Below are 22,064 nucleotides of genomic sequence, written 5' to 3'. Positions count from 1 at the left end.
TTCGCAAACACGCCGGTCGCGATTTGTGGGTGATCGGTTTCCCACGTAATCTGGTGCTGATTTGGCAATCGCAGGGTTTGCGAATCACGAACCACGACGCTGTTGTCTTGTCGCCAGGGACTGCTCAAGCTGAAGCGCAAGACGTGCCATGTTTCAAGGAAAGTGCTCGTCAAGCCAGCAGACGGACCGCTCCGGTATCCATGTTCGATACCGGTCCGCCGGCCCTCAAAACAAAAAAGATAGAGGCACAGCATGGACATTTATCTGAGTATCGAAGCATTCGTGCGTGCTGCGGAAGCAGGAAACTTTGCCAACGCCGCCCGGCAGATCGGCGTTGCAAAATCGGTCATCACCACCCGGGTCCAGCAGCTGGAAGAGCATCTGGGTGTGTCGCTCTTTCATCGCTCCAGCCGGGCGGTGAAACTGTCCGAAGTCGGCGCATCCTATTACACCGATTGCCAGGAACTGATCGATCACATGCAAGCGCTCTCGCAGCGCTCGCGAGACACCTGCGCATCGGTCAGCGGGACGCTGCGCGTGGCGGCGCTGAATGGTTTCGCCCTGGAGCACCTGCCGAAAGTCATCGAGACATTCCGCAAGAGCCACCCTAACGTGCAGCTGGATGTCTTCGCCAACGACCAGGTCGTCGACCCCGTTCAGGAAGGCTATGACATCGTCCTGCAGATCTTCCCCCCGGCCTCGGACTCGCTGATCGAGCGACGGCTGTTTCTGATGCGCGGTGTTTTCGTCGCCACGCCAGGTTATCTGCAAGGCAAACCTCCCATCGAGACGCCTGATGATCTTTGCCTGCACGACTTTGCCTGTTACCGCTACTACCCATGGCGGCGCTGGTCGCTGAACAATCAAGAGCAGCAGCAACAGAGCGAGGTGACCCTGACACCGGCGTTGCGCTCCAACAGCGTGCACCTGATTCAGGAGTTTGCACGTCGCGGGATGGGCATTGCTTACCTCCCGACCATGGTGGCCTGCGAAGACCTGCTGCAGGGCCGCCTGGTCCGCGTGCTGCCGGACTACCAGACGGACACGCCCTACTTTTCCGCGGTGTATCCGACGTCTCATCGCCTGACCGCCAAGGTCAAACTGTTCCTGGACCTGCTGTCCTCGACATTCTCCATGGAGCCCGAATGGGACAGACGCCTGGGACTGTCGCCCGACACCGAAACCACCCCTGCCCTGGCAAGTTGCTGAATCCATTCTCACCTCCCCGGCAACGACACTGCAGGATCGACCTGCAGTGTCCCTCCACCGCGCGTTGTCTCCCTTTACCGCGCTGCAGTCGCCGATACCCTTGCCGGCAGCGGCTGCGACTTGGCTGAAGGGAACAGGAAGTACGCCAGCGCCGGCAACAGGATCAGTGCGCCGAGCATGTTCCAGATGAACATGAACGCCAGCAGCACCCCCATGTCCGCCTGAAACTTGATGGGCGAGAAATACCAGGTGGCAACCGCGATACCCAGGGTCGCGCCGGTCAGCACCACTATCTTGCCGGTGAACATCAAGGCACGGTAATAGGCCTCGGAAAGGCTGGCGCCCTCACGCAGATACCGCAGCATCACCGTCATGATGTACAGCGCGTAGTCCACCCCGATCCCCACACCCAGGGCGATCACCGGCAAGGTTGCCACCTTGACGCCGATGTTCAGCCAGACCATCAGCGCCTCGCAAAGCACCGACGTCAGCATCAGTGGCAGGACCGCGCAGAGCACCGCGCGCCATGAGCGGAACGTCACCAGGCTGATGAGGATGACGGCGGCGTAGACCAGCCACAGCATCTTGCGATTGGCTTCCTTGACCACCATGTTGGTCGCGGCTTCGATCCCGGCGTTTCCTGCGGCATTGAGGAAGCGGTAGCTTGTGGAGTCGTTGCGTTTGGCAAACGACTCGACGACATTGACCACATCGGTCAGCGTATCTGCCCTGTGGTCGCGCAAATAAACGTACACACTCAGCAGGTCGCAGTTCTGGTTGAACATCTCCCGCGGCGCACGGGTGATGATGGCGTTGAGCATGTCCTGGTTACGCGGGATTTCGTACCAGCGCAGGCTGCCTTCGTTCATCGCGCTGGCGGCGCCCTTGGCCAGGCCGGCCAGGGACTTGGTGCCCTCGACGCCAGGCAGTTGCGACAGCTCGAATTCCAGACGATCGACGGCGCGCACCGTGTCATAAAGCGCGCAGGCGAATTGCGGGGTCTTGACCATCACCACGTAGACATCGCTGCTGGCCGAGTAATGGCTGACGACGAAGGCGTTGTCCTGGTTATAGCGAGAATCGGCACGCAGCTCCGGCGCACCGGGACTGGTATCGCCGATCTTCAATTGACTGCCAACACCGACACCGACCAGCGCCAGGGCAATGCCGGCCAGCAACGCGACGGCGGCCCAGCGACGGTGCGTGAAATGATCCAGGAAGGCCCAGACCGCATGCTTGCTCAGGTAGAGGTCGGCAAGGTCGGTGGAAGCCACCGCCGCCGCTCTCTGCGCGGCCTTCTCGCTGACGCCGATGAACGACAACAGCACCGGAAGCAACATCAGATTGGTGACAATCAGGATGGTGACGCCGATGCTGGCACAGATCGCCAGGTCCTGGATCACCGGGATGTCGATCACCATCAGCACCGCAAAGCCCACGACGTCACAGACCAGCGCCGAAAGTCCCACCAGAAACAACCGGCGAAACGTCAGCCTGGCGGCCAACTGGCGGCTGATCCCGCGCCCGATGTCCTGGGTGATGCCGTTCATCTTCTGCGCGCCGTGGCTCAAGCCCACGGCGAACACCAGAAACGGCACCAGCACCAGATAAGGGTCTAGGACAAAACCCAGGCTGGCGAGCGCGCCCAGCAACCAGACCACCGCCACCAGCGAACAACTGAGCACCACCAGCGCGCTGCGAATACAGCGTGTATAGCCGATGAGAATGACCAGGCAAATCGCAGCGGCGACCAGAAAGAACACCATGACCTGACGCATGCCCTCGATCAGGTCCCCCACCAGTTTGGCGAACCCGGTGATGTGAATGTCGATCCGGGCCGAGGTGTACTGGGTTCTGAGCGCTTCCAGGCGCTGGGACAGGGCCTGATAGTCGATGGGCGCCGCATCGCTGGCACGCTGTTCCTGAAGCGGGACGAGGATGATGCTGGACTTGAAGTCGTCGGCGATGAGCTGGCCGATCTCACCGGATCGTTCGATGTTCTGCCTGACCTGGGCCAGGCTGCGCGCCGAGCCGTCGTAGTCATCGGGCATCACCGGTCCGCCGTCCAGGCCATCCTCGGTCACGGCTGTCCAGCGCACCGCCGGGGTCCAGATCGACTTCATGTACGGCCGATCCACTGCCGGGAGCAGGAACAGTTCATCGGTCAGCTTCTTCACGGTGTCCAGATAGCCGGGATCGAAAATCGACCCCTCCCTGGCCTCCACCACCACCCGCAGCGTGTTCCCCGCGCCAGCCAGTTGCGAGCGGTTCTGCAGGTAGTTGACGATGTAGGGATGGCCGCTGGGGAGCATCTTCTCGAACGCCGCGTTGAGCTCCAGGCCCATGGACTTGTAGCCGAACCAGCACGTCGCAAGCACGCAGGCCAGCAGGAAGAGCCCGCGATGACCGAACAGCAAACGCTCGACCCATGACCCTCGTTGAGCCATCACGTCAACGTCGTCTGCGGCGACCTCATGGTGCGCATTCATAGTTCATTCTCTTTGTTCATGACGAGGGTATCCAGGCGCTTGACGCCTCGCAGGCCAGTCACCACCAGCACTCCATCGGTGGCTTGCACCAGGTCGGTGATGGGGGACCCATCGAGGTCGCGGCTCGGCAGCGGCGCAAAATGCTCGCCATGATCGAGGCTGCGCAGTAGCCGCCCCGCCTCACTGGCGAGCACAAGGCTGCCGTCCTGCAGTTCCCTGCCCGCCGTGAGGCTGCTGCTTTCACGGGTGGCGACCGCGTTCCATTTAAGGGCGTCGGTGCTGCGATAGAGGTTGCCTTTGAGCCCGAACACCAGTGCCTGGCCGGAGCCCAGCTCAAGTGCGCCGAACCAGGTGCCGTGGTAGGGCATCGGGACCTGCCTGAAGGGCGCCCCTAGTCCACTCGCGCGCAGGACAGTGCCCTGCTCTCCAACGATGGTCACGTCTTGGTCGCCTTGAACGATCCGGTAAAGGTGCAGGCCGGCGCGATTGTCCAGCTCGCTGGTCACCGAACGCCAATGCGCCCCGGCATCCTCGGTGAGCATCGCCATCCCGTAGGCGCCCACTGCCAGGCCGTGCTGAGCATCGGAGAAATGCACATCCAGAAACGGCTTGTCGGCGCCATCGGCGACCCACCGCCGGGCGATGTCCAGGTGTCGCTGCGCACCTTCGGCGCCCTGCGCAATTTGATCCTGCGCCGCCTGCTGCTCCAGCCCGGCAGCCAGGTTGCCGTCCAGCTGGCGCTCCCACGTCTCGCCGCCATCGGCACTGTGCAGGATTACCCCGCCATGCCCCACGGCCCAGCCGTCATGGGCATCGACGAAGTCCACCGCCGTCAGCGCAACGCTGCTGGGCACCGAGCGCGCCTGCCGCCAGGTGCGGGCCATGTCATCGGACAGCAGGACGATGCCCCGCTCGCCGACGGCCACCAGGCGCTGATCCGCGCGGGTGATGGCCAGTAGAACCGACTGTTGGGCGTGTTGATCGGGTGCTGCCGGTGTGTCCAAGAGGTCCGTCGAGGCACTGCACGCGAGATCGCACACAGCGCCGGCGAGCACGCACGACAAACCGATGTGTCGGAGCGTCGTCCGCACATTATGAAATTTGAGACTGGTCATCGCTTGATTCCACCGCTCGGTTGGCAAGCGGCCCGCTGACCGGGCCGCGGTCTTCGTGATTCAGCGCACGCCTTCGGCAGCAACTGCGTCACCGGTGAAGTAGGACTCAGGCTTGAGCGGCACCACCCGGAAGTTTTCGCCGTTGAATGCCTGCACGTTACTGACCGTGCCCGCCTGCAGGTTGAACACCGCGACCGGTTTGACCAAGACCGCCGGCACCGACGGCACCACGAACGGCAACACTTGCGAAGTGCGCCACAGCTTGCCCTCGGCGTCATAGCCGTCGAGCAGGGTCAGCAGCCAGGTGTCCTCATCGAAGTAGAACGTGCGCTTGGGCACCGCATGGCGTTTGCCGCTGGCCAGCGTCGCTTCCACGACCCACACCCGGTGCAGTTCCCAACGCAGGGTATCGGGGTTCAAATGGTGAGGCGCAAACGCCTTGTCAGCCGCTGCGGTCACCTGGCCATTGGTGTTGTAGGGGACGTAGATTTCTTTCTTGCCGGCGATTTTCCAGTCGTAGCGATCAGGCATGCCGAAGAAGCCCTGCACTTCGTCGAAGTAGTTGGCGCCGGAGGCCACGAAGTCAGGGGTGTCGTAGGCCACGGTGGGTGCGCGCCGTACTCGCCGCTGTCCGACCAGATACTGCCAGGCCTGGCGTGACTGTTGCGGATCGACGCTGTCGCGAATCACCAGCGTTTCACCGGCCTTGAACGGCGGCGCCGTGGTGCTGAAACGCTGCAGGAAATATTCCTTGGACCAGTTCTGCGCCGAACCCTTCTGGTAGTAGTACGGGTACTGCCAGGCGTTGTCGTTGCGCGTCGCCAGGGTCTGCCCGCCGTCGCTGGTCAGCACCACGTTCTTGAAGCCGTATTCCACCGCCTCGGGTTCAACCCGCAGCAGGAAATTCCAGATCACCTCCAGACCACTCTTGGGCACAGGGAAGGGAATGCCGCCAAAGCAGCCCTCCACCGACTGGCCGTTTTGGGTCAGCTTGCAGTTCTGCGCATTGAGCGCGGTGTTCTTGTACACATAGTCCGGCGCAGAGGCAGTGCGGTGGGTTGGATAGACATCCAGACGGAAGCTTTGCGGGTACTTCTGCAGCAGCGCACGCGTACCCTCGGAGAGCTTGTCGCTGTACTTGGCCATGTTCTCTGCGGTGATTTTCACCACCGGTTTTTCAGTGGAAAACAGGTCACCGGGAATGAAGTTATTCCCCGCCGCCGGGGTTTGTCGGGTGCCGCCGTCCCATGCCGGGATACTGCCGTCGGCGTTGCCGGCTTTCTCCCCACCCAGGGGCGTCAACGCGGCCCCCAGACTCGCCGCTTCCTGCGCACCGACCGCCGCCCAGACCGGCGCGCCTGTCACCAGGCTCGCCACGAGTGAAAAACCAAGGAATGTCTTGTTGTTCATTGTTCTTATCCTTTCGGGTTTAGAAAGTGCGCTGCAACGACACGGAAACGAAATCACGGTCGGCGTAAACCTGATCGCCTGACAGGGCGTTGGATGAATCGACGATCCCGCCCGCGCTGCCGTAGTAGTGGGTAAAGCTGATGCCGCCGCGCCAGGTTTTGCGGTAATCGAACTGCAAGCCCAGGCTTACATCGCCACCGCCTTCCGGCGAGAAGCCGGTGCCCAGCACTGCGGTGTTGCCGTTGATGCCGTAGCCGATACCTATGGGCACGCTCATGTCCACGCCCGGCAGAACCTGGAAATATTCGGGGGTGAACAGCACTCGCAGCGAACTCGCGTTGCGGGTGACGTTGGGGTCCAGTTGGTCGCGGTTTTTATCGACGCTGGTGATGCGGTTGTAGGCCAGCTCACCGAGCAGCGTTGCGCCGTCCCAGAGCGAGTTTCCGGGCGCGACGCTGATCGCCGAGATTTGCGCGTGGAAGGTGTTGCCCACTGGATACAACGGGTCGTGATCGCCGTCGCCTCTTCCGCTGAGGTCCAGCACCACGTTGCCGGTGGCGGCCAGCGGCGTGTTGCGTCGCACCGACGCTTCGGCCGCGACGTTGGTCTCGCCGACCAGGGTGCTGATGCTGGCACCGAAGGTTCTGATGCCCTCGCCGTAGACAAGCTCGTAATCGCCTTGCTCGGGGCGCAGGTAGAACTGCGGAAACCTGTCATGGTAACGAGCGGCGTAGAGGCCGTACTCGAAGTCACCGAACTGCATCTTGACCTCGAAACCATACTGTCCGGAATCGGAGGCATCGATGTCCTTGCCGCGCCGCAGTGCCTGCCCGGGTCCGATGAAGAACTGCTCGCCGCCTTCATCGACAAAGTCGGCGTAACTGAAGTAACTACCGGCCCCCGGCAGGCGTGCAGGCTCCCAGCGGTACTGGTAATAAGCGCCCAGCGTCAGGTTCTGGTTGACCAGCAGCGTGCCGCCCACCTGATTGACCGGTCGGATGATTTCCTTGAACGTGGAGTTGGGCACCGACAGCAACTTGATGATGTCGACCGGCGACTGCGCAACCGCGATGCCGTTGCCGCCGAAGAACAGGCTTTCACCGTAGACCTGGCTGTAGCGCCCTCCCCTGAGCGACAACGACATGTCTCCAAGGGCAAACTTGCCATAGGCGAAGGCGTCGAGCAGTTCGCCGTCCCGGCCCTGCAGATCCCGGGTGTCATGGGTGAACTGATCGTTGCGCACGGACGAGCTGTTGACCGTGTCGCTGTGGTTGTCGTTACCCCGGTTGTAAACATCGTCGTACCAGGCCGCCCCGCTGAGCCGCACGCCATAGGTGTGCCGATAACTCATGTCCAGTTCGGAGAGAAGATCCAGGCGATCAGAAATCAATCCGCGATTGAAGTTGTTGTCGCCGTCATCGAGGTTCGGGTTGTAGGAAGGCCGAACAGCGTGGTCCTGATTCTCCACGCGCCAGGCGGCGCTGTATTTGAGCGTGTTGTCCCACGCCACGGAGAAATCGGTACTGCCGGTATCAATCTGGAAAGCCTGCGCTGACGGGATGCTCTGAATGCCGAACACAGCAGCCGCCACGGCAACGTGCATGTAACATAACGAGGGTCTTGCGGGTACAACGCTGATGTTCGCTTTCACGTTCATAGAGTAACCCTGACTTATAATTTTTATTGTTTGGACACTCGGAAACTTTCTCACTGCCTGAAAGTTTCAGACGAGACAGTACTGCGGTCGCTTTATAGAAAAATCCTTAACGTATTCTTTAACCATCTGATCTTGAATCGAGCGCAACAGCATCCGCTTATGTAGGAGCGCGCTTGCCCGCGACTGCGATAGTTCAGTCAATGACGGTGTGCCTTGAACACCGCCGTCGCGGGCAAGCGCGCGCCTACAGACAATCACGCAGGGCTGTCCGCACAGCCATGCTGCACGCTCGATGGTTACTGCTGCTTATTACGAGTTACAACACTCAGAGGGCGAACGTCATGCACTCACGGCTTCACGCTCTGCAGTATGTTGCAATGGCTTGATCACCCGTCGGCCATTGAGCCTTTCGAAGTCGAGCAAGATTTCGCGCATGACTTTAAGGTCCTTGCCCGCGTGATCGAACATTGCGTTATCACGGGCCCGTTGCGCAGGGTCGCTTTCTTTCATCCAGGTGAAGTTGGCGGTTGCGGTGGGCGAGGTGAACTCGAGGAACACTTTGCGCCGGTCAACCGAATACTCATCCAGCACTTTGCTGGAAGCGCCTTCATTGATGACCGCAATCAACGCCTCGGCCAGATGCTCGGCATCGAGCACACCACCGGACAGCCCCAGCCCGCCCATCGGGTTGGTGGCATGGGCCGCATCACCGGCCAGGATCACCCGACCACGACGGAACTCAGCCGCGCAGCGCTGGTGGACCCGGTACGGGTTGAGGTAGTCGACCCGGTATTGATCCGGCGTCGGCGCGCCGGGCAACAGGCGCTTGAAGCGCTCCGGCAGGCGGCGGCGGACTTCGGCTTCGGAGATGTCCGGGTCTTCGCCGTAGCACACGCGCCACAGTCCGGTCTTGTCGAGCTGAACGACCACGGCCCAGTCCACCGGGTCGTGCACGAAGTTGGCCCGGGAATACCCGTGCAGGGAGAAGTCGTAGAACACGTTGGTGGCAACCAGGCGTTCGCCCCAGGTAATCCCGTCGAACGTCAGCCCGATCTTGCCGCGCACGGTGCTGCGTGCGCCGTCGGTGGCCGCCACCCACTTCGCCCGCAAACGCGCCTTGCCGGCCGGACCGCTGGTTTCCATGGTCACGTAGTCGTCGTCCTGCTCGATCTCCTCGACCTTGTGATTCCAGCGGATTTCGACGTTGGTCAGCTTGCGCAGATGCTCCACGATCACATTGGACACATGGTTCTGCGCCAGCAACAGCATGTAAGGGTAATCGGTGTCCTGCGCCAGAACGGCCCAGTCCATCTTCGCGATCAGTTCGCCGTTACCGTGACGGTAGGCGAAGTCCGGGCACCACACGGCGCGTTTGCGAATGTCGTCGAGCAAACCGAAACGGTCCAGTGCAGCAGCGGTGGGTGGCATGTAGGCGACTGCCCGTGGCGAGGGTGAAACGCCTGATTCGGACTCCAGGACAACTACCCGCACACCGGCCTTGCCAAGTTTCAATGCGGTGAGCAGCCCGACCGGGCCTCCGCCGACAACTACCACGCCCTCTATTGTTTCCATCGTGTGTCTCCTATCACGGCCCATTTGCTGGGAAGGCGCCTGATCCTTCTTGTTTGAAGCTATTAATCAGGCGAGTGACTTCAGACTAATCACCCGACATTGGAGAGGCAATACAGCGACGTTTGGCAAACGCGAACAGACTGATCGGGTTTTGAGAGGACATCGACTTCATCCTGCATGAGATGCCCAACTTAATAGTTCATGAAACCAGCCACTTAGCTCATTCCTGGCGCGTTATTAACACTCAGAACTCTGCCCATTATGTCCGGCGGCGATCGTTCGCCTTTTACAATCACCACGTTTGCGAATCGACAACCTGCTTAGTGTTGTTTTGTCCTCTTGCCCTGCTCATGCTGCATTGAGCAATCGGTAAGTTTTATGACTCGTTGATTGCAGTTTCTTCTAACAATGACGTTTTCAGGAAATTCACATGACCACTAAAATCCAGATCGTTTTCTACAGCTCGTACGGGCACATCTACAAGATGGCCGAAGCCATCGCCGCTGGCGCCCGTTCGGTCGGGGATGTTGAGGTCACACTGCTGCAGGTTCCGGAACTGATGCCGGAAGAAGTCCTGGTGAAAAGTGGCATCAAGGGCTATCGCGCCGCCTTCGCCTCCATCCCTTTCGCGACGCCGGAAAAGCTGGCAGAAGCGGACGCCATCATCTTCGGCACCCCGACCCGCTTCGGCAACATGTGCTCGCAAATGCGTAACTTCCTCGACCAGACCGGCGGCCTGTGGATGTCCGGCGGACTGATCGGCAAAGTGGGCAGCGTGTTCACCAGCACCGCCTCCCAGCACGGCGGCCAGGAAACCACCATCACCAGCTTCCACACCACCCTGCTGCACCACGGGATGGTCATCGTCGGCGTTCCGTACTCCGAGCAAGGACTGGTCAACATGAGCGAAATTTCCGGTGGTACCCCATACGGTTCCTCGACGCTGGCAGGCCCTGACGGTTCTCGCCAGCCAAGCGAAAACGAACTGCAGATCGCGCGCTTCCAGGGCGAGCACGTCGCGGGCATCGCCAAGCGCCTGAAGCAAAACCTCAACTGATTCACTGCGGTGTGCCGCCAGGCCGAGGGGCACCGATCACACAGAGACAACCACGTTCTCACTCACGGGAAGTGGTTGTCCCCCTCCCCCCGCAGGGCACTTCGGCTTGATGTTCACACCGTGAAAAGACAGAGGCCCGACCGGCAAGGCGTCCCAACGGAACCTTGCGGGTCAGGCCTCTGTTTTACGCAATGCGCTCAGTCCTGGACGTCCATCACCACGCTGCCCGCCTCTACGCGAACCTGCACAGAATCCAGCCGCGCGCCCTGACAAGGGCCTTCCACACACATGCCGTCTTCAAAACGAAACATGGCACTGTGATGGGCGCACATCAGGACTTTGCCGCGGTAGGTACAGAAGGTTTGCGGCCGATAGTTCAGGGGCACCGAGAAGTGTGGGCATCGATTCAGGTACACCCACACCGATTGCGCCTGGCGAACGGCAACCAGCCCCGAGGGATGGAGCTGGGCGTGATCCGGCAGCCCCAGGGCGCCGCCATCGGCAATGTCTTCAAGCTGACATAGCGTGATGGTGTTCATACAGAATCCCGCAGAGCCGGGTTGCCCAGGCTCCAGTTCCAGGGGCGAATTTCAATCCGCGAGAACAGCCCGGCCTGGACGTAGGGATCATCCTGCAAGAAGGCTTCGACCTCAGGCAAGCTGGCGGCTTCAATCACCAGCAGCGTGCCATTCATTGCAGCGCCGGCATCATTCAATGTCGGGCCACCCAGGCGCACCACCACGTGATGCATGCCCGGGGCTCGCAGATGCGCCCGGTGGGTTGGCCGCAGCTTCTCACGCAGCGCCTGGGAGCCTTCGTTGTCAGTGGCGAAAACGGCGAAAAACTGTCCCATGACTCAGGCGGCCTCCAGGACAAAATCGTAGTACGCGCGCTTGTACGGATAGGCCATGTCCAGCCCTGCTGCATCCTCGTCGTGGGCGGGGCGATCTTCATAGGTCACCTGCAACGACCCTTTGACGCCGAACACGGCATCGGAACCCAGGTATGGGTCATCACTGTTGAACAGGTGCGTGACCAGCTTGCGATAGCCCGGCGCCTGAATCATGAAATGCAGATGGGCGGGTCGCCAGGCATGACGATTGGCCGCATCCAGCATCTCGCCCACGGGGCCATCGGTGGGAATCGGGTAGCACACCGGCACTGTGGTCTGAATGGCGAAGCAGCCGTCGTTATCGCTGCGGTAGCGCCCGCGCAGGTTGCCGAACGGCTGATCCGGATCTTGCCCGGAGTACATGCCGTTGTCTGCGGTTTGCCAGACGTCGAGAACCGCCCCGACCACTGGCCGGCCCAGCACATCGAGCACCCGGCCATGCACCAGTGCCGGTACGCCGTCGGTCAACGCCATGTTCTCGCCGTAACTGCGATCGGGCATGCCCTCGATGAAGAACGGGCCGAACACCGTTGTCTCGGTGGCGTTGGTGCTCTGCCGATGATTGATCGCATCCACCAGCATCGACACCCCCAGGGTGTCCGACAGCAGGATGAATTCCTGACGCACCTTGCCATCGCACTTCTGTCCGGTCTCGGTCAGAAAACGAATGCCCTCGAACCACTCCTGTTCGGTCAGCTCGACCTCGCTGACGAAGTCGTGCAAGTGGCGCACCAGGCTTTGCATGATCTGTTTGAAACGCGGGTTGGGGCTGGTCTCGAAACTGCTGACAGCCTGTTCGGAGATCAAGGCTTCCACGGCTTTGTAATGATCGGTCATTGTTGTTATTCCGATGGGATTGGGGAAAGCAAAACGCCGGGGCACTGAGTGCTCCGGCGTCGTTTTTCAAGCGGGTGACCAACCGTTCCAGGCCCGCGTCAGCAGCGCCTCGATGGGCGCCTGTTCAAACGGTCTGGGGTTGTAGTACGGGCTGGCGCAGGCGATCTGGGCGGCCTCGGCAGGGCCATCCTTGGGCATTCCCAGCTCTGCCAGCGACAGAGGAATGCCCAGCCTTTCGTTCAACGCAAACAGCAACTGGCCAACGTCCCTGGCCTCGTCACCACCGAGCGCGCGGGCGGCACGTTGCAGGGGCTGCGCCGCCGCCTCGCAGTTGTAGTGCGCCGCGTGCGGCAGCACGATTGCATGGGCCTGAGCGTGGGGCAGGTTGAAGGTACCGCCCAGCGTATGGCAAAGCTTGTGGTGCAAGGCCATGCCCACCGAGCCCAGGCAGATGCCCGCAAGCCAGGCACCGTAGAGGGCCTGGCCTCGCGCCTCGGGATGCTCAGGGTCCTGGACGATCAGTGGCAACGAGGCGGCCAGTGCCCGGATCGACTCTTCGGCCATGAAGCCGATGATGGGATTGGCGTCCTGGGCGTACAGCGCCTCGACCGCATGGGCCATGGCATTCATCCCCGAGCATGCGGACACCTGCGCCGGCAGCGACAGGGTCAGTTGCGGATCGTAGATGACTGTCTTGGGCAACACGCGGATGTCACGCCCGGTGCGTTTCAGTCGATCTTCAGTGAGCCCGTAGATGGGCGTCATTTCCGAGCCGGCATAGGTGGTCGGCACCGCCAGGATCGGCAGGCCCGAGTCCATGGCGATCGCCTTGCCCAGGCCGATGGTCGAGCCTCCACCGACGGCGACGCAGCAGTCGGCGCCCAGCCGGACAGCCTCGATCCGGGCCGCCTGCGCGACTTCGATCGGCACATGCATCACCGCGTTCGGATACACACCCGCCGAGCGCGAACCCAACAGGGCTGCAACCTGCTCGCCCAGGTCCTGTTGCTCCGGCGTGGTCAGAATCAACGCACGTCGCGCACCCAGCCGGTCGATTTCCTGCGCCAGTTCAGACAGCTTGCCCCAGCCGAACACTACGCGCGTCGGCAGGCTTTGGTAGACAAATGGATTCATGGCCGGCCTCAGCGTTTGAAATGAGCGGGAATGGTGGCGTCGACGTTGACCCACACCGAGCGCGCCTCGGTGTAGTCATGCATCGCTTCGAAGCCCATCTCACGGCCATACCCCGACCGCCCTACACCGCCGAACGGGCTGCCTGGACTGACGCGCTTGTAGCAGTTGATCCAGCACATCCCGGCGTGGATCGAATCGGCCATCTTGTGGGCCCGCGCAAGGTTCTGCGTCCACAGACCGCTGCCCAGGCCGTACTCCGTCGAGTTGGCAATCGCCAGCGCTTCTTCGTCGGTTTCAAACCGCAGCACCGTCACGAACGGCCCGAACACTTCTTCCTGGGAGACACGGTCCCCGGGCGCCGCCTCGACCACGGTCGGTTCGACATAGAACCCGCTCGCCAATGCAGGATCGGCAGGCGCCTTGCCACCGGTAAGAACACGGCCGCCCTGCTCGCGGCAGATGTCCACGTACGCCAGCACGCGGTCACGGTGCAGGGCCGAAGTCAGCGGGCCCATTTCGGTGTCCGGGTTCATCGGGTCGCCCAGGCGAATCGACCGCGCCAGGGTGATGAAACGCTCCAGGAACGCGTCAGCGATGTCCTTGTGCAGGATCAGACGCGAACCTGCGATACAGGCCTGGCCCTGATTGTGAAAGATGGCCCAGGCCGCGCCATTGACCGCCGCGTCGAGGTTGGCGTCGGCGAACACGATGTTCGCGCCCTTGCCTCCCAGTTCCAGTTGAACACGCTTGAGGTTGCCCTGGGACGCCTCGACAACGCGGCGACCGGTCGCAGTGGACCCGGTGAAGGCGATCTTGCCGACATCTGGATGCTCGGCCAGACGCTGACCGGCAGTGTGGCCGTAACCGGGCACGATGTTGACCACGCCGTCTGGAAAGCCGACTTCTTTCATCAGCTCGGCGATGCGCAGGGTCGACAACGGGGTGATTTCAGAAGGCTTGAGCACCACGGTATTGCCGGCAGCCAGTGCCGGGCCCATCTTCCAGCTGGTGAACATCAGCGGAAAGTTCCACGGCACGATCTGCCCGACCACGCCCACGGGCTTTCGCTGCACGTAGTTGAGAAAGCCTGGATCGACAGGAATGACCGAGCCTTCGACCTTGTCGGCCATGCCGCCGAAGTAACGGAAACAGGCAGCCGTGCGTGGCACATCGAGCCCGCGCGAGTCGCGGATCGGGTGACCGGTGTCGAGGGATTCAAGTTGCGCCAGCTCTTCGGCGCACTCTTCGATCTTGTCGGCAAGTTTCAGCAACAACCGCCCACGCTGCGCTGCCCCCATCGCCGCCCAGGCCGGAAACGCCCGCTTGGCGGCATCCACCGCCAGGTCAACGTCCACCGCCTCAGCCGCGGCGATCCTGGTAATGAGCGAGCCATCGTGCGGTGAAACCACATCGATCGTGCCGCCGTCCACGGCGTCCACGAATCGACCATCGATAAACAGCTGGTTGTGCATGGTGCATTCCTCGCGCCGCATGACCTGCACGGCGCTTGCAACTGACTGGAAACGGGCCTGACCCGGTCAGGCCCGACAAGGCTTAGAACTCGATCGGGTACGGCGTGAGTTCACCGCTCTCGTAGCGCTCTGGCAGGTTGGGCGTGGCGTTTTCCCAGACCATCAACATCGAGCGTTTGGTCGAGTAACCCTGGTGGCGGATATCGGCCGGCATGGCGCAGATGTCACCAGGACGCATGGTGATGCGCGCACGCGGATTGCCCTCGTCCTTGTCGGCGACGTCCCAGACGATGTCATCGGACATTTGCAGGAACCACTCGACCCGATCGTTACCGTGGAACACCGGCAGCATGAATTCTTCGGTGGTCGGGCAGAACAGGCTGGCCTTGCAGACCGAAGTCACGGAAGGGTTCCAGGTCACGTCGGAGCGCGACAGGTACTTGAACAGGCTGAAGGCATGCAACTGGCCTTCGAAACCTTCAGCCGTGTGAATCTGCGGCTCATCCTGACTGACATCGGCGAAGTGACGGTTGATGTCCAGATCGTTGCGCAGCGGCGAATCATCCGGCATGCCAGGCATGCGTTTGGTGGCGATGCGGAAACGCTCGATGGCTTCGAGGTTTTCACCGTTCTTGCGCCCGAAGGCGGTGCCGGTTTCCTGTGGCGCGGCGAACGGGTCGAAGGTGCAGTTCACCCAGTCGCGCAGCATGGCCTTGAACGTCGCCATGATCAGCGGAGTTTCGAAGTTCTCGGTGTAGTTGACCCCGGCCTCTTTCAACACGCCGTTGAAGGTACCGGCGTACAGATCGACCCTGCCGTAGTAGTTGCGGGTACCGATGACGTTGTCGAAGTTGACCCAACCATAGAAAAAGCCCCAGGCCACGTCACGCATCAGCGCACGCAGAAAGATGTCGGCCGGGATCAGGTGCGAACGGGTTTCGCCCTTGGCGGGCCAGGTGATGCGGGCGAAATACTCATCGCGCGACAGTTCGAAAGCACCGAGCCGGTAGGAGCGATACCCGGTGACCGGATGGGGTGCGCTTGCGCTGACTTCGTCGTCAGCGAACGATGGTGCCTCAACGGCGGTTTCCAGCATGGCCATGGAAAATTCCTCTTGTTCTGGGTAGGGATGAGTGGCGATCAACGAATCACTTGAGGCAGATGTCTGCCCATTTCTCGACCGACAGCGGACCTTTGATGGTCTGCTGCAACAGCACACCCGGGCGGCTGGATTCAAAGCGGTACGCGGTGCCGGCAGGCAGCAGGCACTGATGGCCGCGTTTGAGCAGCACGTATCCCATGGGCTTGCCGACCGGCACTTCACCCGCCAGGCGAGTGCCCTCGCCGTCCACCTGAGGCGTATCCAGCTTGAGGAAGTCGACGCGCACCTCACCGTCCATCACGATGGCGAATTCGTCATGAGCGGCGGTGAACCAGGGCGACTGACCTTCAGCGCGCAGGGTTTCGATCACATAGCCAAGGTTCAGGCCCACCACGACTTTCTGGTAGGGAGGGGATTTTTCAGCCACTTCGAAGATGTTCGAAAATGCATAGTGGCGGGCTTCACCACTGATAATTTCCACCGACCCTTTGGTGTAGTTTTCCAGCGAGCCGAAGACCGTCTTGATTGCAGCAGTACTCATCGCGTTCACCGCACTTGTTGTTATTGAGGTGAAGCCACGGTACGGCGATGACTGACCGGGAACAATTACGCAGGGGCCGACAACAGTGTTTGCGAAACGCGAACACTGTTCGCCGACGAGCCTGGTTCAAACAATCCAGCCGCGCTCCAGCAACGGTCGATCCCAACTGGGTTCATCAGCAAAATGCTCGACCAGAAACTCAATGAGGGTGCGCACTTTCAGGGCCCGTCGCTGAGTGGCCGGGAACACGGCGGAGAAGTTGAACGAAGACAGGTGGTACTCGGGCAGTACGGGAATAAGTCGCCCCGCCAGCAGGTCATCGCTGGCCACCAGCGTCGGCAGGCAAACAATGCACACGCCCGTCTCGGCATAATCACGCAACAAGTGGACCGAGTTGGAACGCATATGCCCCGGCAGGCTGAGATTCAATTGTTCGCCCTCGTGAGTGAACACCCAGCGGTTGCGCGAGGGGTAACCTGCGTACATCGCGATCTTGTGGTTCAGTAAATCGTCGGGATGGCGAGGCACACCAAATTCGGCGGCATATTGCGGGGACATGCAGAACAACCGGCGAACGGAAAACAGCTTGCGCTCGATCAGGGTTTCACTCAGCGGCGGAAACATCTGGAAGGCGACATCGAAGCCTTCCTCGATGGGATCGACCACCCGGTCATTGACCACCACATCGATCTCGATATCGGGGTACAGGCGGTTGAACTCGGCCATCATCCGGCCAAAGTGCCCGATGGCAAAGCCTGGAAGCATCTGGATCCGCAACTTTCCGGTGGGCTTGGCGCGCAGCTCGCGCATGTGCTCGGTCAGTGAGTTGAAGTTGGCGACCATGTCCGAGCATTCCTTGTAATAGGTCTCCCCGACGTCGGACAGGCGCACATGTCGCGTGCTGCGATGAAACAGCGGTGCATTGATGAACTGTTCCAACTGCTGAATGCGATGTGAAATAACCGAGCGGGTCACGCCCAATTGCAATGCAGCCTTAGCGAAATTGCCGGTCTCGGCAACCCGCACAAAGGCTTCGACACTGAGTAAACGATCCATGGCAGGGTCCTGGATTTATCTTATTGTTCTCAAAGAATGAGGGTAAACCGCAGCCGGCCTGATTAGCCATAGCGACAAAGGTCCCAGGTAACAGGGGATGATTAGGGGAACGCCGTTAAACCTGCCCTCTATCAATATCGCGAACCTGGTGTTTGTATTTTGCAAACCTCCCCGCACTTTGCGCCAAGTCACGCCAATGTCGCGCATTTACTAAGTCGTGATCCTTCTGATCAATTAATTAGATAACTTCGTTCGAATTATTTGGCTTTTCCGGTGAGTTCGGGCCGATGTTCATTAGCGGACCGATGAGCCTGAGCTCGTTCGAATACCCTCGGAGGCCGGAACATGATTGAACTACGTCCGTTTAGAAAGTTGGGTGGAGGGAACCACGGATGGCTGGATACGCGCCACCATTTCTCATTCGCCGACTATCAGGATCCCAAGCGCATGAACTGGGGGCGGATGAGAGTCTGGAACGATGACACCATCGCCCCGCAAACAGGCTTTGCCCCTCACTCACACCAGGAGATGGAAATCATCACCTATGTCCGCCAGGGCGCGATTACCCATCAGGACAGCCTTGGCAACAGCGGGCGCACCGCCGCAGGCGACGTCCAGGTCATGAGCGCCGGCACCGGCATCCAGCACAGCGAGTACAACTTCGAAAGCGAAGACACGAAAATCTTCCAGATCTGGATCTTTCCGGACCTCAAGGGCCTGCCGCCAAGCTGGGGCGTGCGGCCTTTCCCCAAGCAACCCTCCAGGGGCAAATTCGAAACACTGGCCAGCGGCTTCGATGAAGACCACGACGCTCTACGCATCCGCGCCGAAGCCCGCCTGGCCGCTGCAACGCTGGATCGAGGCGGCCACGCCGAATACACCCTGGACATCGCGCGCAAGGTCTACCTGGTGGTGGCCTCAGGACAGATCGAAGTCAACGGCGTGATCGTGGGTCCTGGGGACGGAGCGGCCGTACAGAACGAATCAGTGCTCAGATTCCTTGCCCATCGACGCAGCGAGATCGTGCTGGTGGATGTGGCGGGCTGATCCCTGCGGGGAGACGTTCAGGGCATCTTGAGGCACTGGCGCTGGCGAATCGACCTCCTGCACGCGGCACCACCTCATGAAATGTCCTGAATGAGTCCCTCACACAAAAAATTTTGGGTAAGCGGATTAAATGGTTGATCTTACCTTTGCATGAGAGTGAGACAGACCGGCATCTCATCGGATTATCTGGTTGATGCTTCACCTACTGCTGGTGCATGTTTCCTTCGCTAATTCCAGCAAGAACCCCACACGCCTCAACTTCCCGGTCATCGTTGCAACTCGCTCTCAGTGAAACGAGTTGTTTCTCAAGCGCTTGCAGAGCGGTTATCTGCGACCGCACATGAGAGATGTGATCATCGAGCAAGGCGTTGACGGCGGTACAAGGCTGATGAGGGTCGTCCTGATAGCGCTTTAGTTCGTGAATTTCTGCCAGTGACAGATCCAGGATGCGGCAGCGACGAATAAAGGCCAGCCGCTCAACGTGTTTCTCGGTATAGACACGGTAACCGTTGTCCTGCCGATCAGGCGGCGGCAACAAGCCCTGCTGTTCATAGAAGCGGATCGTCTGTGTTTCGACCCCTACCAACTGCGCCAACTGACCAATGCGCATCAGCCTCCTCCCCAACGGATTCTTTACTCTATTGACCTTATAGTAGCTTTATAGTTTTAAATGGTACCACAACATTGTTCAAGTGGAGTCGTATCATGAGCAAATCCTGTGGTGGCGCCTGTGGCGGTGATGCAACGTCCGCAGCGGATACCGATATACAGGCCTCCTCCGAGGCGCCAGGGAGATGGGTCAGTGTTTATGCCGTGCCGAAGATGGACTGTCCATCAGAAGAACGAATGATTCGCCTAGCCCTGAACGGCTTTGAGGAGATTCGGGCGCTGTCCTTCGACTTGTCGAACCGCCGGCTGAAGGTCGTGCATGACGGCGAGGTCGAGCCCGTCACCTCGAAACTGAAGACCTTGGGGCTAGGCGCCTCGCTTCAGGAAACCGTCGCTGCAAATCCGGAGACCATCAAGGCCGCCGAGTTTTCGGCAGCTTCTGCTAAGCAAGAATCCGGGACCCTGCGCTGGTTGCTCGGCATCAATGCACTTCTGTTCGTGGTGGAAATGACTGCCGGTCTGATCGCCCGGTCCACCGGCCTGATTGGAGAATCCCTGGACAATTTTGCCGATGCGGCGGTGTACGGGCTTGCCCTTTATGCGGTTGGACATAGCGTGAAAATGCAGGTACGTGCCGCGCATCTTGCTGGTGTACTGCAACTGATCTTGGCTGTGGGCGTGCTCGTAGAGGTGGTGAGACGCTTTGTATTCGGTAGTGAGCCTGAATCGCTGGTGATGATGGCTATCGCATTCGTCGCATTGATTGCCAATACCAGTTGTCTGCTGCTCATATCCAAACATCGGGAAGGCGGGGCGCACATGAAGGCAAGCTGGATATTCTCGGCCAACGACGTGGTGATCAACCTGGGGGTCATCACCGCCGGCGCCCTGGTCGCGTGGACCGGTTCCAATTATCCGGATCTGATTATCGGCACCATCGCGGGGGGCATTGTACTTAACGGTGCCAGACGCATTTTGGCGTTGAAGGGTTAAATAATGCTCATTATTGGCAAAAAGCTCTCGCCGTATGCCCTATTGTCCATATCGGGCCTGCTGGCAGCGTCTGATCAGGCTGTAAAGTGGCTGGTGCAGCAATCAATGGCCTATGGCGAGTATGTTTCGGTGACCCCGTTCTTTAACTGGGTGCACCTATGGAACACCGGTGCCGCATTCAGTCTTTTTGCGAATGGTGGAGGCTGGCAGCGCTACTTTTTTATCGGAATCGCGGTAGTGGTCTCGATTTTTCTGATCAAGCTGATCCTTGAAAATCGTCATAAAGGAGAAGCCATCGCTTACAGTCTTATCCTCGGTGGCGCCATGGGCAACCTGATTGACCGGGTCTTTCGCGGCTATGTTGTGGATTCCTTTGATTTCTATTGGCGAGACTGGCATTGGCCGGCCTTCAACCTGGCTGATATTGCAATTGTCCTCGGTGCCTTACTTTTCGTTTCCAGCAGCTTGTTGGGTAAAAAAGCAAACACCAATGCCGAGTCGGATGGATCTGACTGACACCTACGCCTATACAACACCATGACCGAACTTCCCGACAACATCCTTCACCTGCCGCAATACCAAGTACTGGGCTGCAAATCAACCGACGACGAAATGCACTTCCAGGTGGACGTGCCCGATCCCATCGCCTGCGAGGAATGCGGCGTGCAGGGTGAGTTCGTACGGTTCGGCAAGCGTGACGTTCCCTATCGTGATCTGCCCATCCACGGCAAGCGGGTCACTCTCTGGGTGGTCCGCCGCCGATACACCTGCCGGGCCTGCAAGACAACATTCAGGCCCCAGCTACCGGAGATGGTGGACGGATTCCGTATGACACTGCGGCTGCATGAGTACGTGGAGAAGGAATCCTTCAACCACCCCTACACCTTTGTGGCGGCACAGACCGGCCTGGACGAGAAGACGGTGCGCGACATCTTCAACGCCCGCGCCGAGTTCCTGGGGCGCTGGCACCGCTTCGAGACGCCCCGCATCCTGGGCATTGACGAGCTATACCTGAACAAGCGCTACCGCTGCATTCTGACCAACATTGAGGAGCGAACCCTGCTCGACCTGCTGGCCACCCGCCGCCAGGACGTGGTGACCAACTACCTGATGAAGCTGAAAGACCGGCAGAAGGTCGAGATCGTCAGCATGGACATGTGGAACCCCTACCGGGCAGCGGTCAAGGCTGTGCTGCCCCAGGCCCGTATCGTGGTCGATAAGTTCCATGTGGTGCGCATGGCCAACGATGCCCTAGAGAGAGTGCGCAAGGGCCTCAGAAAGGAGCTGAAACCGTCCCAGAGCCGGACTCTCAAGGGAGACCGGAAAATCCTGCTGAAACGCGCTCACGAAGTCTCAGACCGGGAGCGCCTCATCATGGAGACCTGGACAGGCGCGTTCCCGCAACTGCTGGCCGCCTACGAGCACAAGGAGCGCTTCTACGGCATCTGGGACGCCACCACACGGCTCCAGGCAGAAGCCGCCCTGGACGAGTGGATAGCCACCATCCCGAAGGGCCAAAAGGAAGTCTGGAGCGATCTGGTCAGGGCAGTGGGAAACTGGCGCGAAGAGACCATGACCTACTTCGAGACGGACATGCCCGTCACCAACGCTTACACGGAGTCCATCAACCGACTGGCCAAGGACAAGAACCGTGAAGGGCGCGGTTACTCCTTCGAGGTGATGCGGGCACGAATGCTCTACACCACGAAGCACAAGAAGAAGGCACCGACTGCGAAGGTCTCTCCTTTCTACAAGAAAACCATCGGTTACGGACTGCCGGACTTCGCAGAGGAACTCAACTACGGAGTCGATCTATCAACCATCTGAGGGTGGTATCAGATTGATGGGGTGAAGGTGCCCCATCAACCATTA

General features: G+C 60.2%; 20 protein-coding genes. 6 read left to right on the top strand and 14 right to left on the bottom strand.

The features are described 5' to 3' along the window. Window positions 1–252 precede the first annotated feature (252 nt). Window positions 253–1,209, top strand: coding sequence for a LysR family transcriptional regulator (locus ACI2KG_RS15905; protein ID WP_274132577.1), 957 nt, complete (start codon window positions 253–255; stop codon window positions 1,207–1,209). Between the two features lie 74 nt (window positions 1,210–1,283). Here ACI2KG_RS15905 and ACI2KG_RS15900 read toward each other — a convergent pair whose 3' ends face one another. The 5 genes from ACI2KG_RS15900 to ACI2KG_RS15880 all read right to left on the bottom strand — a co-directional run bounded on the left by ACI2KG_RS15900 (window position 1,284) and on the right by ACI2KG_RS15880 (window position 9,452). Then, window positions 1,284–3,698 carry an RND family transporter gene (locus ACI2KG_RS15900; protein WP_404662507.1) on the bottom strand — a complete coding sequence of 805 codons (2,415 nt, stop codon included), beginning with the start codon at window positions 3,696–3,698 and terminating at the stop codon, window positions 1,284–1,286. Continuing rightward, window positions 3,695–4,702, bottom strand: a complete 1,008-nt coding sequence (locus ACI2KG_RS15895; RefSeq protein ID WP_404662506.1) for a WD40/YVTN/BNR-like repeat-containing protein — start codon at window positions 4,700–4,702, stop codon at window positions 3,695–3,697. Before ACI2KG_RS15895 ends, ACI2KG_RS15900 begins: the two co-directional genes overlap by 4 nt. A 171-nt stretch (window positions 4,703–4,873) precedes the next feature. Next, the gene (locus ACI2KG_RS15890; RefSeq protein ID WP_404662505.1) at window positions 4,874–6,223 is read right to left on the bottom strand and encodes a DUF1329 domain-containing protein; all 1,350 of its coding nucleotides are present in this window, start codon (window positions 6,221–6,223) and stop codon (window positions 4,874–4,876) included. Window positions 6,224–6,242: 19 nt separating this feature from the next. Further along, window positions 6,243–7,826 (bottom strand): DUF1302 domain-containing protein, encoded by a 1,584-nt coding sequence (locus tag ACI2KG_RS15885; RefSeq protein WP_404662504.1) that lies wholly within the window; start codon window positions 7,824–7,826, stop codon window positions 6,243–6,245. Between the two features lie 393 nt (window positions 7,827–8,219). After that, window positions 8,220–9,452, bottom strand: a complete 1,233-nt coding sequence (locus ACI2KG_RS15880; RefSeq protein ID WP_274132582.1) for an NAD(P)/FAD-dependent oxidoreductase — start codon at window positions 9,450–9,452, stop codon at window positions 8,220–8,222. A 430-nt stretch (window positions 9,453–9,882) separates the two neighbouring features. Between ACI2KG_RS15880 and wrbA the strand changes: the two genes are divergently transcribed. Next, window positions 9,883–10,509: an NAD(P)H:quinone oxidoreductase gene (gene wrbA, locus ACI2KG_RS15875; RefSeq protein ID WP_274132583.1), complete on the top strand. Its 627-nt coding sequence runs from the start codon at window positions 9,883–9,885 to the stop codon at window positions 10,507–10,509. A 197-nt stretch (window positions 10,510–10,706) separates the two neighbouring features. Here wrbA and ACI2KG_RS15870 read toward each other — a convergent pair whose 3' ends face one another. The 8 genes from ACI2KG_RS15870 to ACI2KG_RS15835 all read right to left on the bottom strand — a co-directional run bounded on the left by ACI2KG_RS15870 (window position 10,707) and on the right by ACI2KG_RS15835 (window position 17,543). After that, window positions 10,707–11,048, bottom strand: a complete 342-nt coding sequence (locus ACI2KG_RS15870; RefSeq protein WP_404662503.1) for a Rieske (2Fe-2S) protein — start codon at window positions 11,046–11,048, stop codon at window positions 10,707–10,709. Beyond that, window positions 11,045–11,362, bottom strand: a complete 318-nt coding sequence (locus ACI2KG_RS15865; RefSeq protein WP_404662502.1) for a YciI family protein — start codon at window positions 11,360–11,362, stop codon at window positions 11,045–11,047. Before ACI2KG_RS15865 ends, ACI2KG_RS15870 begins: the two co-directional genes overlap by 4 nt. A gap of 3 nt (window positions 11,363–11,365) precedes the next feature. Continuing rightward, window positions 11,366–12,238: an intradiol ring-cleavage dioxygenase gene (locus tag ACI2KG_RS15860; RefSeq protein WP_404662501.1), complete on the bottom strand. Its 873-nt coding sequence runs from the start codon at window positions 12,236–12,238 to the stop codon at window positions 11,366–11,368. Between the two features lie 66 nt (window positions 12,239–12,304). Further along, on the bottom strand, window positions 12,305–13,372 hold the full coding sequence (locus tag ACI2KG_RS15855) for a maleylacetate reductase (protein ID WP_404662500.1): 1,068 nt from the start codon (window positions 13,370–13,372) through the stop codon (window positions 12,305–12,307). Window positions 13,373–13,380: 8 nt separating this feature from the next. Beyond that, entirely contained in the window at window positions 13,381–14,844 is a 1,464-nt protein-coding gene (locus tag ACI2KG_RS15850; RefSeq protein ID WP_274132588.1) for an aldehyde dehydrogenase family protein, read from the bottom strand. Window positions 14,845–14,926: 82 nt separating this feature from the next. Further along, the gene (locus tag ACI2KG_RS15845; RefSeq protein WP_274132589.1) at window positions 14,927–15,946 is read right to left on the bottom strand and encodes a hydroxyquinol 1,2-dioxygenase; all 1,020 of its coding nucleotides are present in this window, start codon (window positions 15,944–15,946) and stop codon (window positions 14,927–14,929) included. Window positions 15,947–15,992: 46 nt separating this feature from the next. Further along, entirely contained in the window at window positions 15,993–16,487 is a 495-nt protein-coding gene (locus ACI2KG_RS15840) for a hydroxyquinol 1,2-dioxygenase (RefSeq protein ID WP_274132590.1), read from the bottom strand. Window positions 16,488–16,613: 126 nt separating this feature from the next. Then, window positions 16,614–17,543, bottom strand: a complete 930-nt coding sequence (locus ACI2KG_RS15835) for a LysR family transcriptional regulator (protein WP_274132591.1) — start codon at window positions 17,541–17,543, stop codon at window positions 16,614–16,616. Window positions 17,544–17,888: 345 nt separating this feature from the next. Between ACI2KG_RS15835 and ACI2KG_RS15830 the strand changes: the two genes are divergently transcribed. After that, window positions 17,889–18,590 carry a pirin family protein gene (locus ACI2KG_RS15830; protein WP_404662499.1) on the top strand — a complete coding sequence of 234 codons (702 nt, stop codon included), beginning with the start codon at window positions 17,889–17,891 and terminating at the stop codon, window positions 18,588–18,590. Window positions 18,591–18,792: 202 nt separating this feature from the next. Here the strand turns inward: ACI2KG_RS15830 and cadR are convergent, their stop codons facing one another. After that, window positions 18,793–19,200, bottom strand: a complete 408-nt coding sequence (gene cadR / locus ACI2KG_RS15825; RefSeq protein WP_010794431.1) for a Cd(II)/Pb(II)-responsive transcriptional regulator — start codon at window positions 19,198–19,200, stop codon at window positions 18,793–18,795. 95 nt (window positions 19,201–19,295) lie between these two features. Here cadR and ACI2KG_RS15820 point away from each other — a divergent pair, with 95 nt between their 5' ends. Genes ACI2KG_RS15820 through ACI2KG_RS15810 form a run of 3 tightly spaced genes read left to right on the top strand, consistent with a single transcriptional unit; the run spans window position 19,296 to window position 22,019 of the window. Further along, the gene (locus tag ACI2KG_RS15820) at window positions 19,296–20,192 is read left to right on the top strand and encodes a cation transporter (RefSeq protein WP_004364974.1); all 897 of its coding nucleotides are present in this window, start codon (window positions 19,296–19,298) and stop codon (window positions 20,190–20,192) included. Window positions 20,193–20,195: 3 nt separating this feature from the next. Beyond that, a complete protein-coding gene (gene lspA / locus ACI2KG_RS15815; protein WP_003821921.1) occupies window positions 20,196–20,708 on the top strand; it encodes a signal peptidase II in 513 nt (170 codons plus the stop codon). 21 nt (window positions 20,709–20,729) lie between these two features. Beyond that, entirely contained in the window at window positions 20,730–22,019 is a 1,290-nt protein-coding gene (locus tag ACI2KG_RS15810; RefSeq protein ID WP_004574636.1) for an ISL3-like element ISPpu12 family transposase, read from the top strand. Window positions 22,020–22,064: the final 45 nt, after the last annotated feature.

It is taken from the genome of Pseudomonas sp. NPDC089407 (assembly GCF_044900445.1).
Classification (GTDB): Bacteria; Pseudomonadota; Gammaproteobacteria; order Pseudomonadales; family Pseudomonadaceae; genus Aquipseudomonas.
Note: the sequence above shows the minus strand (reverse complement) of the source record. Positions and strands in the feature narration are given on the sequence as shown.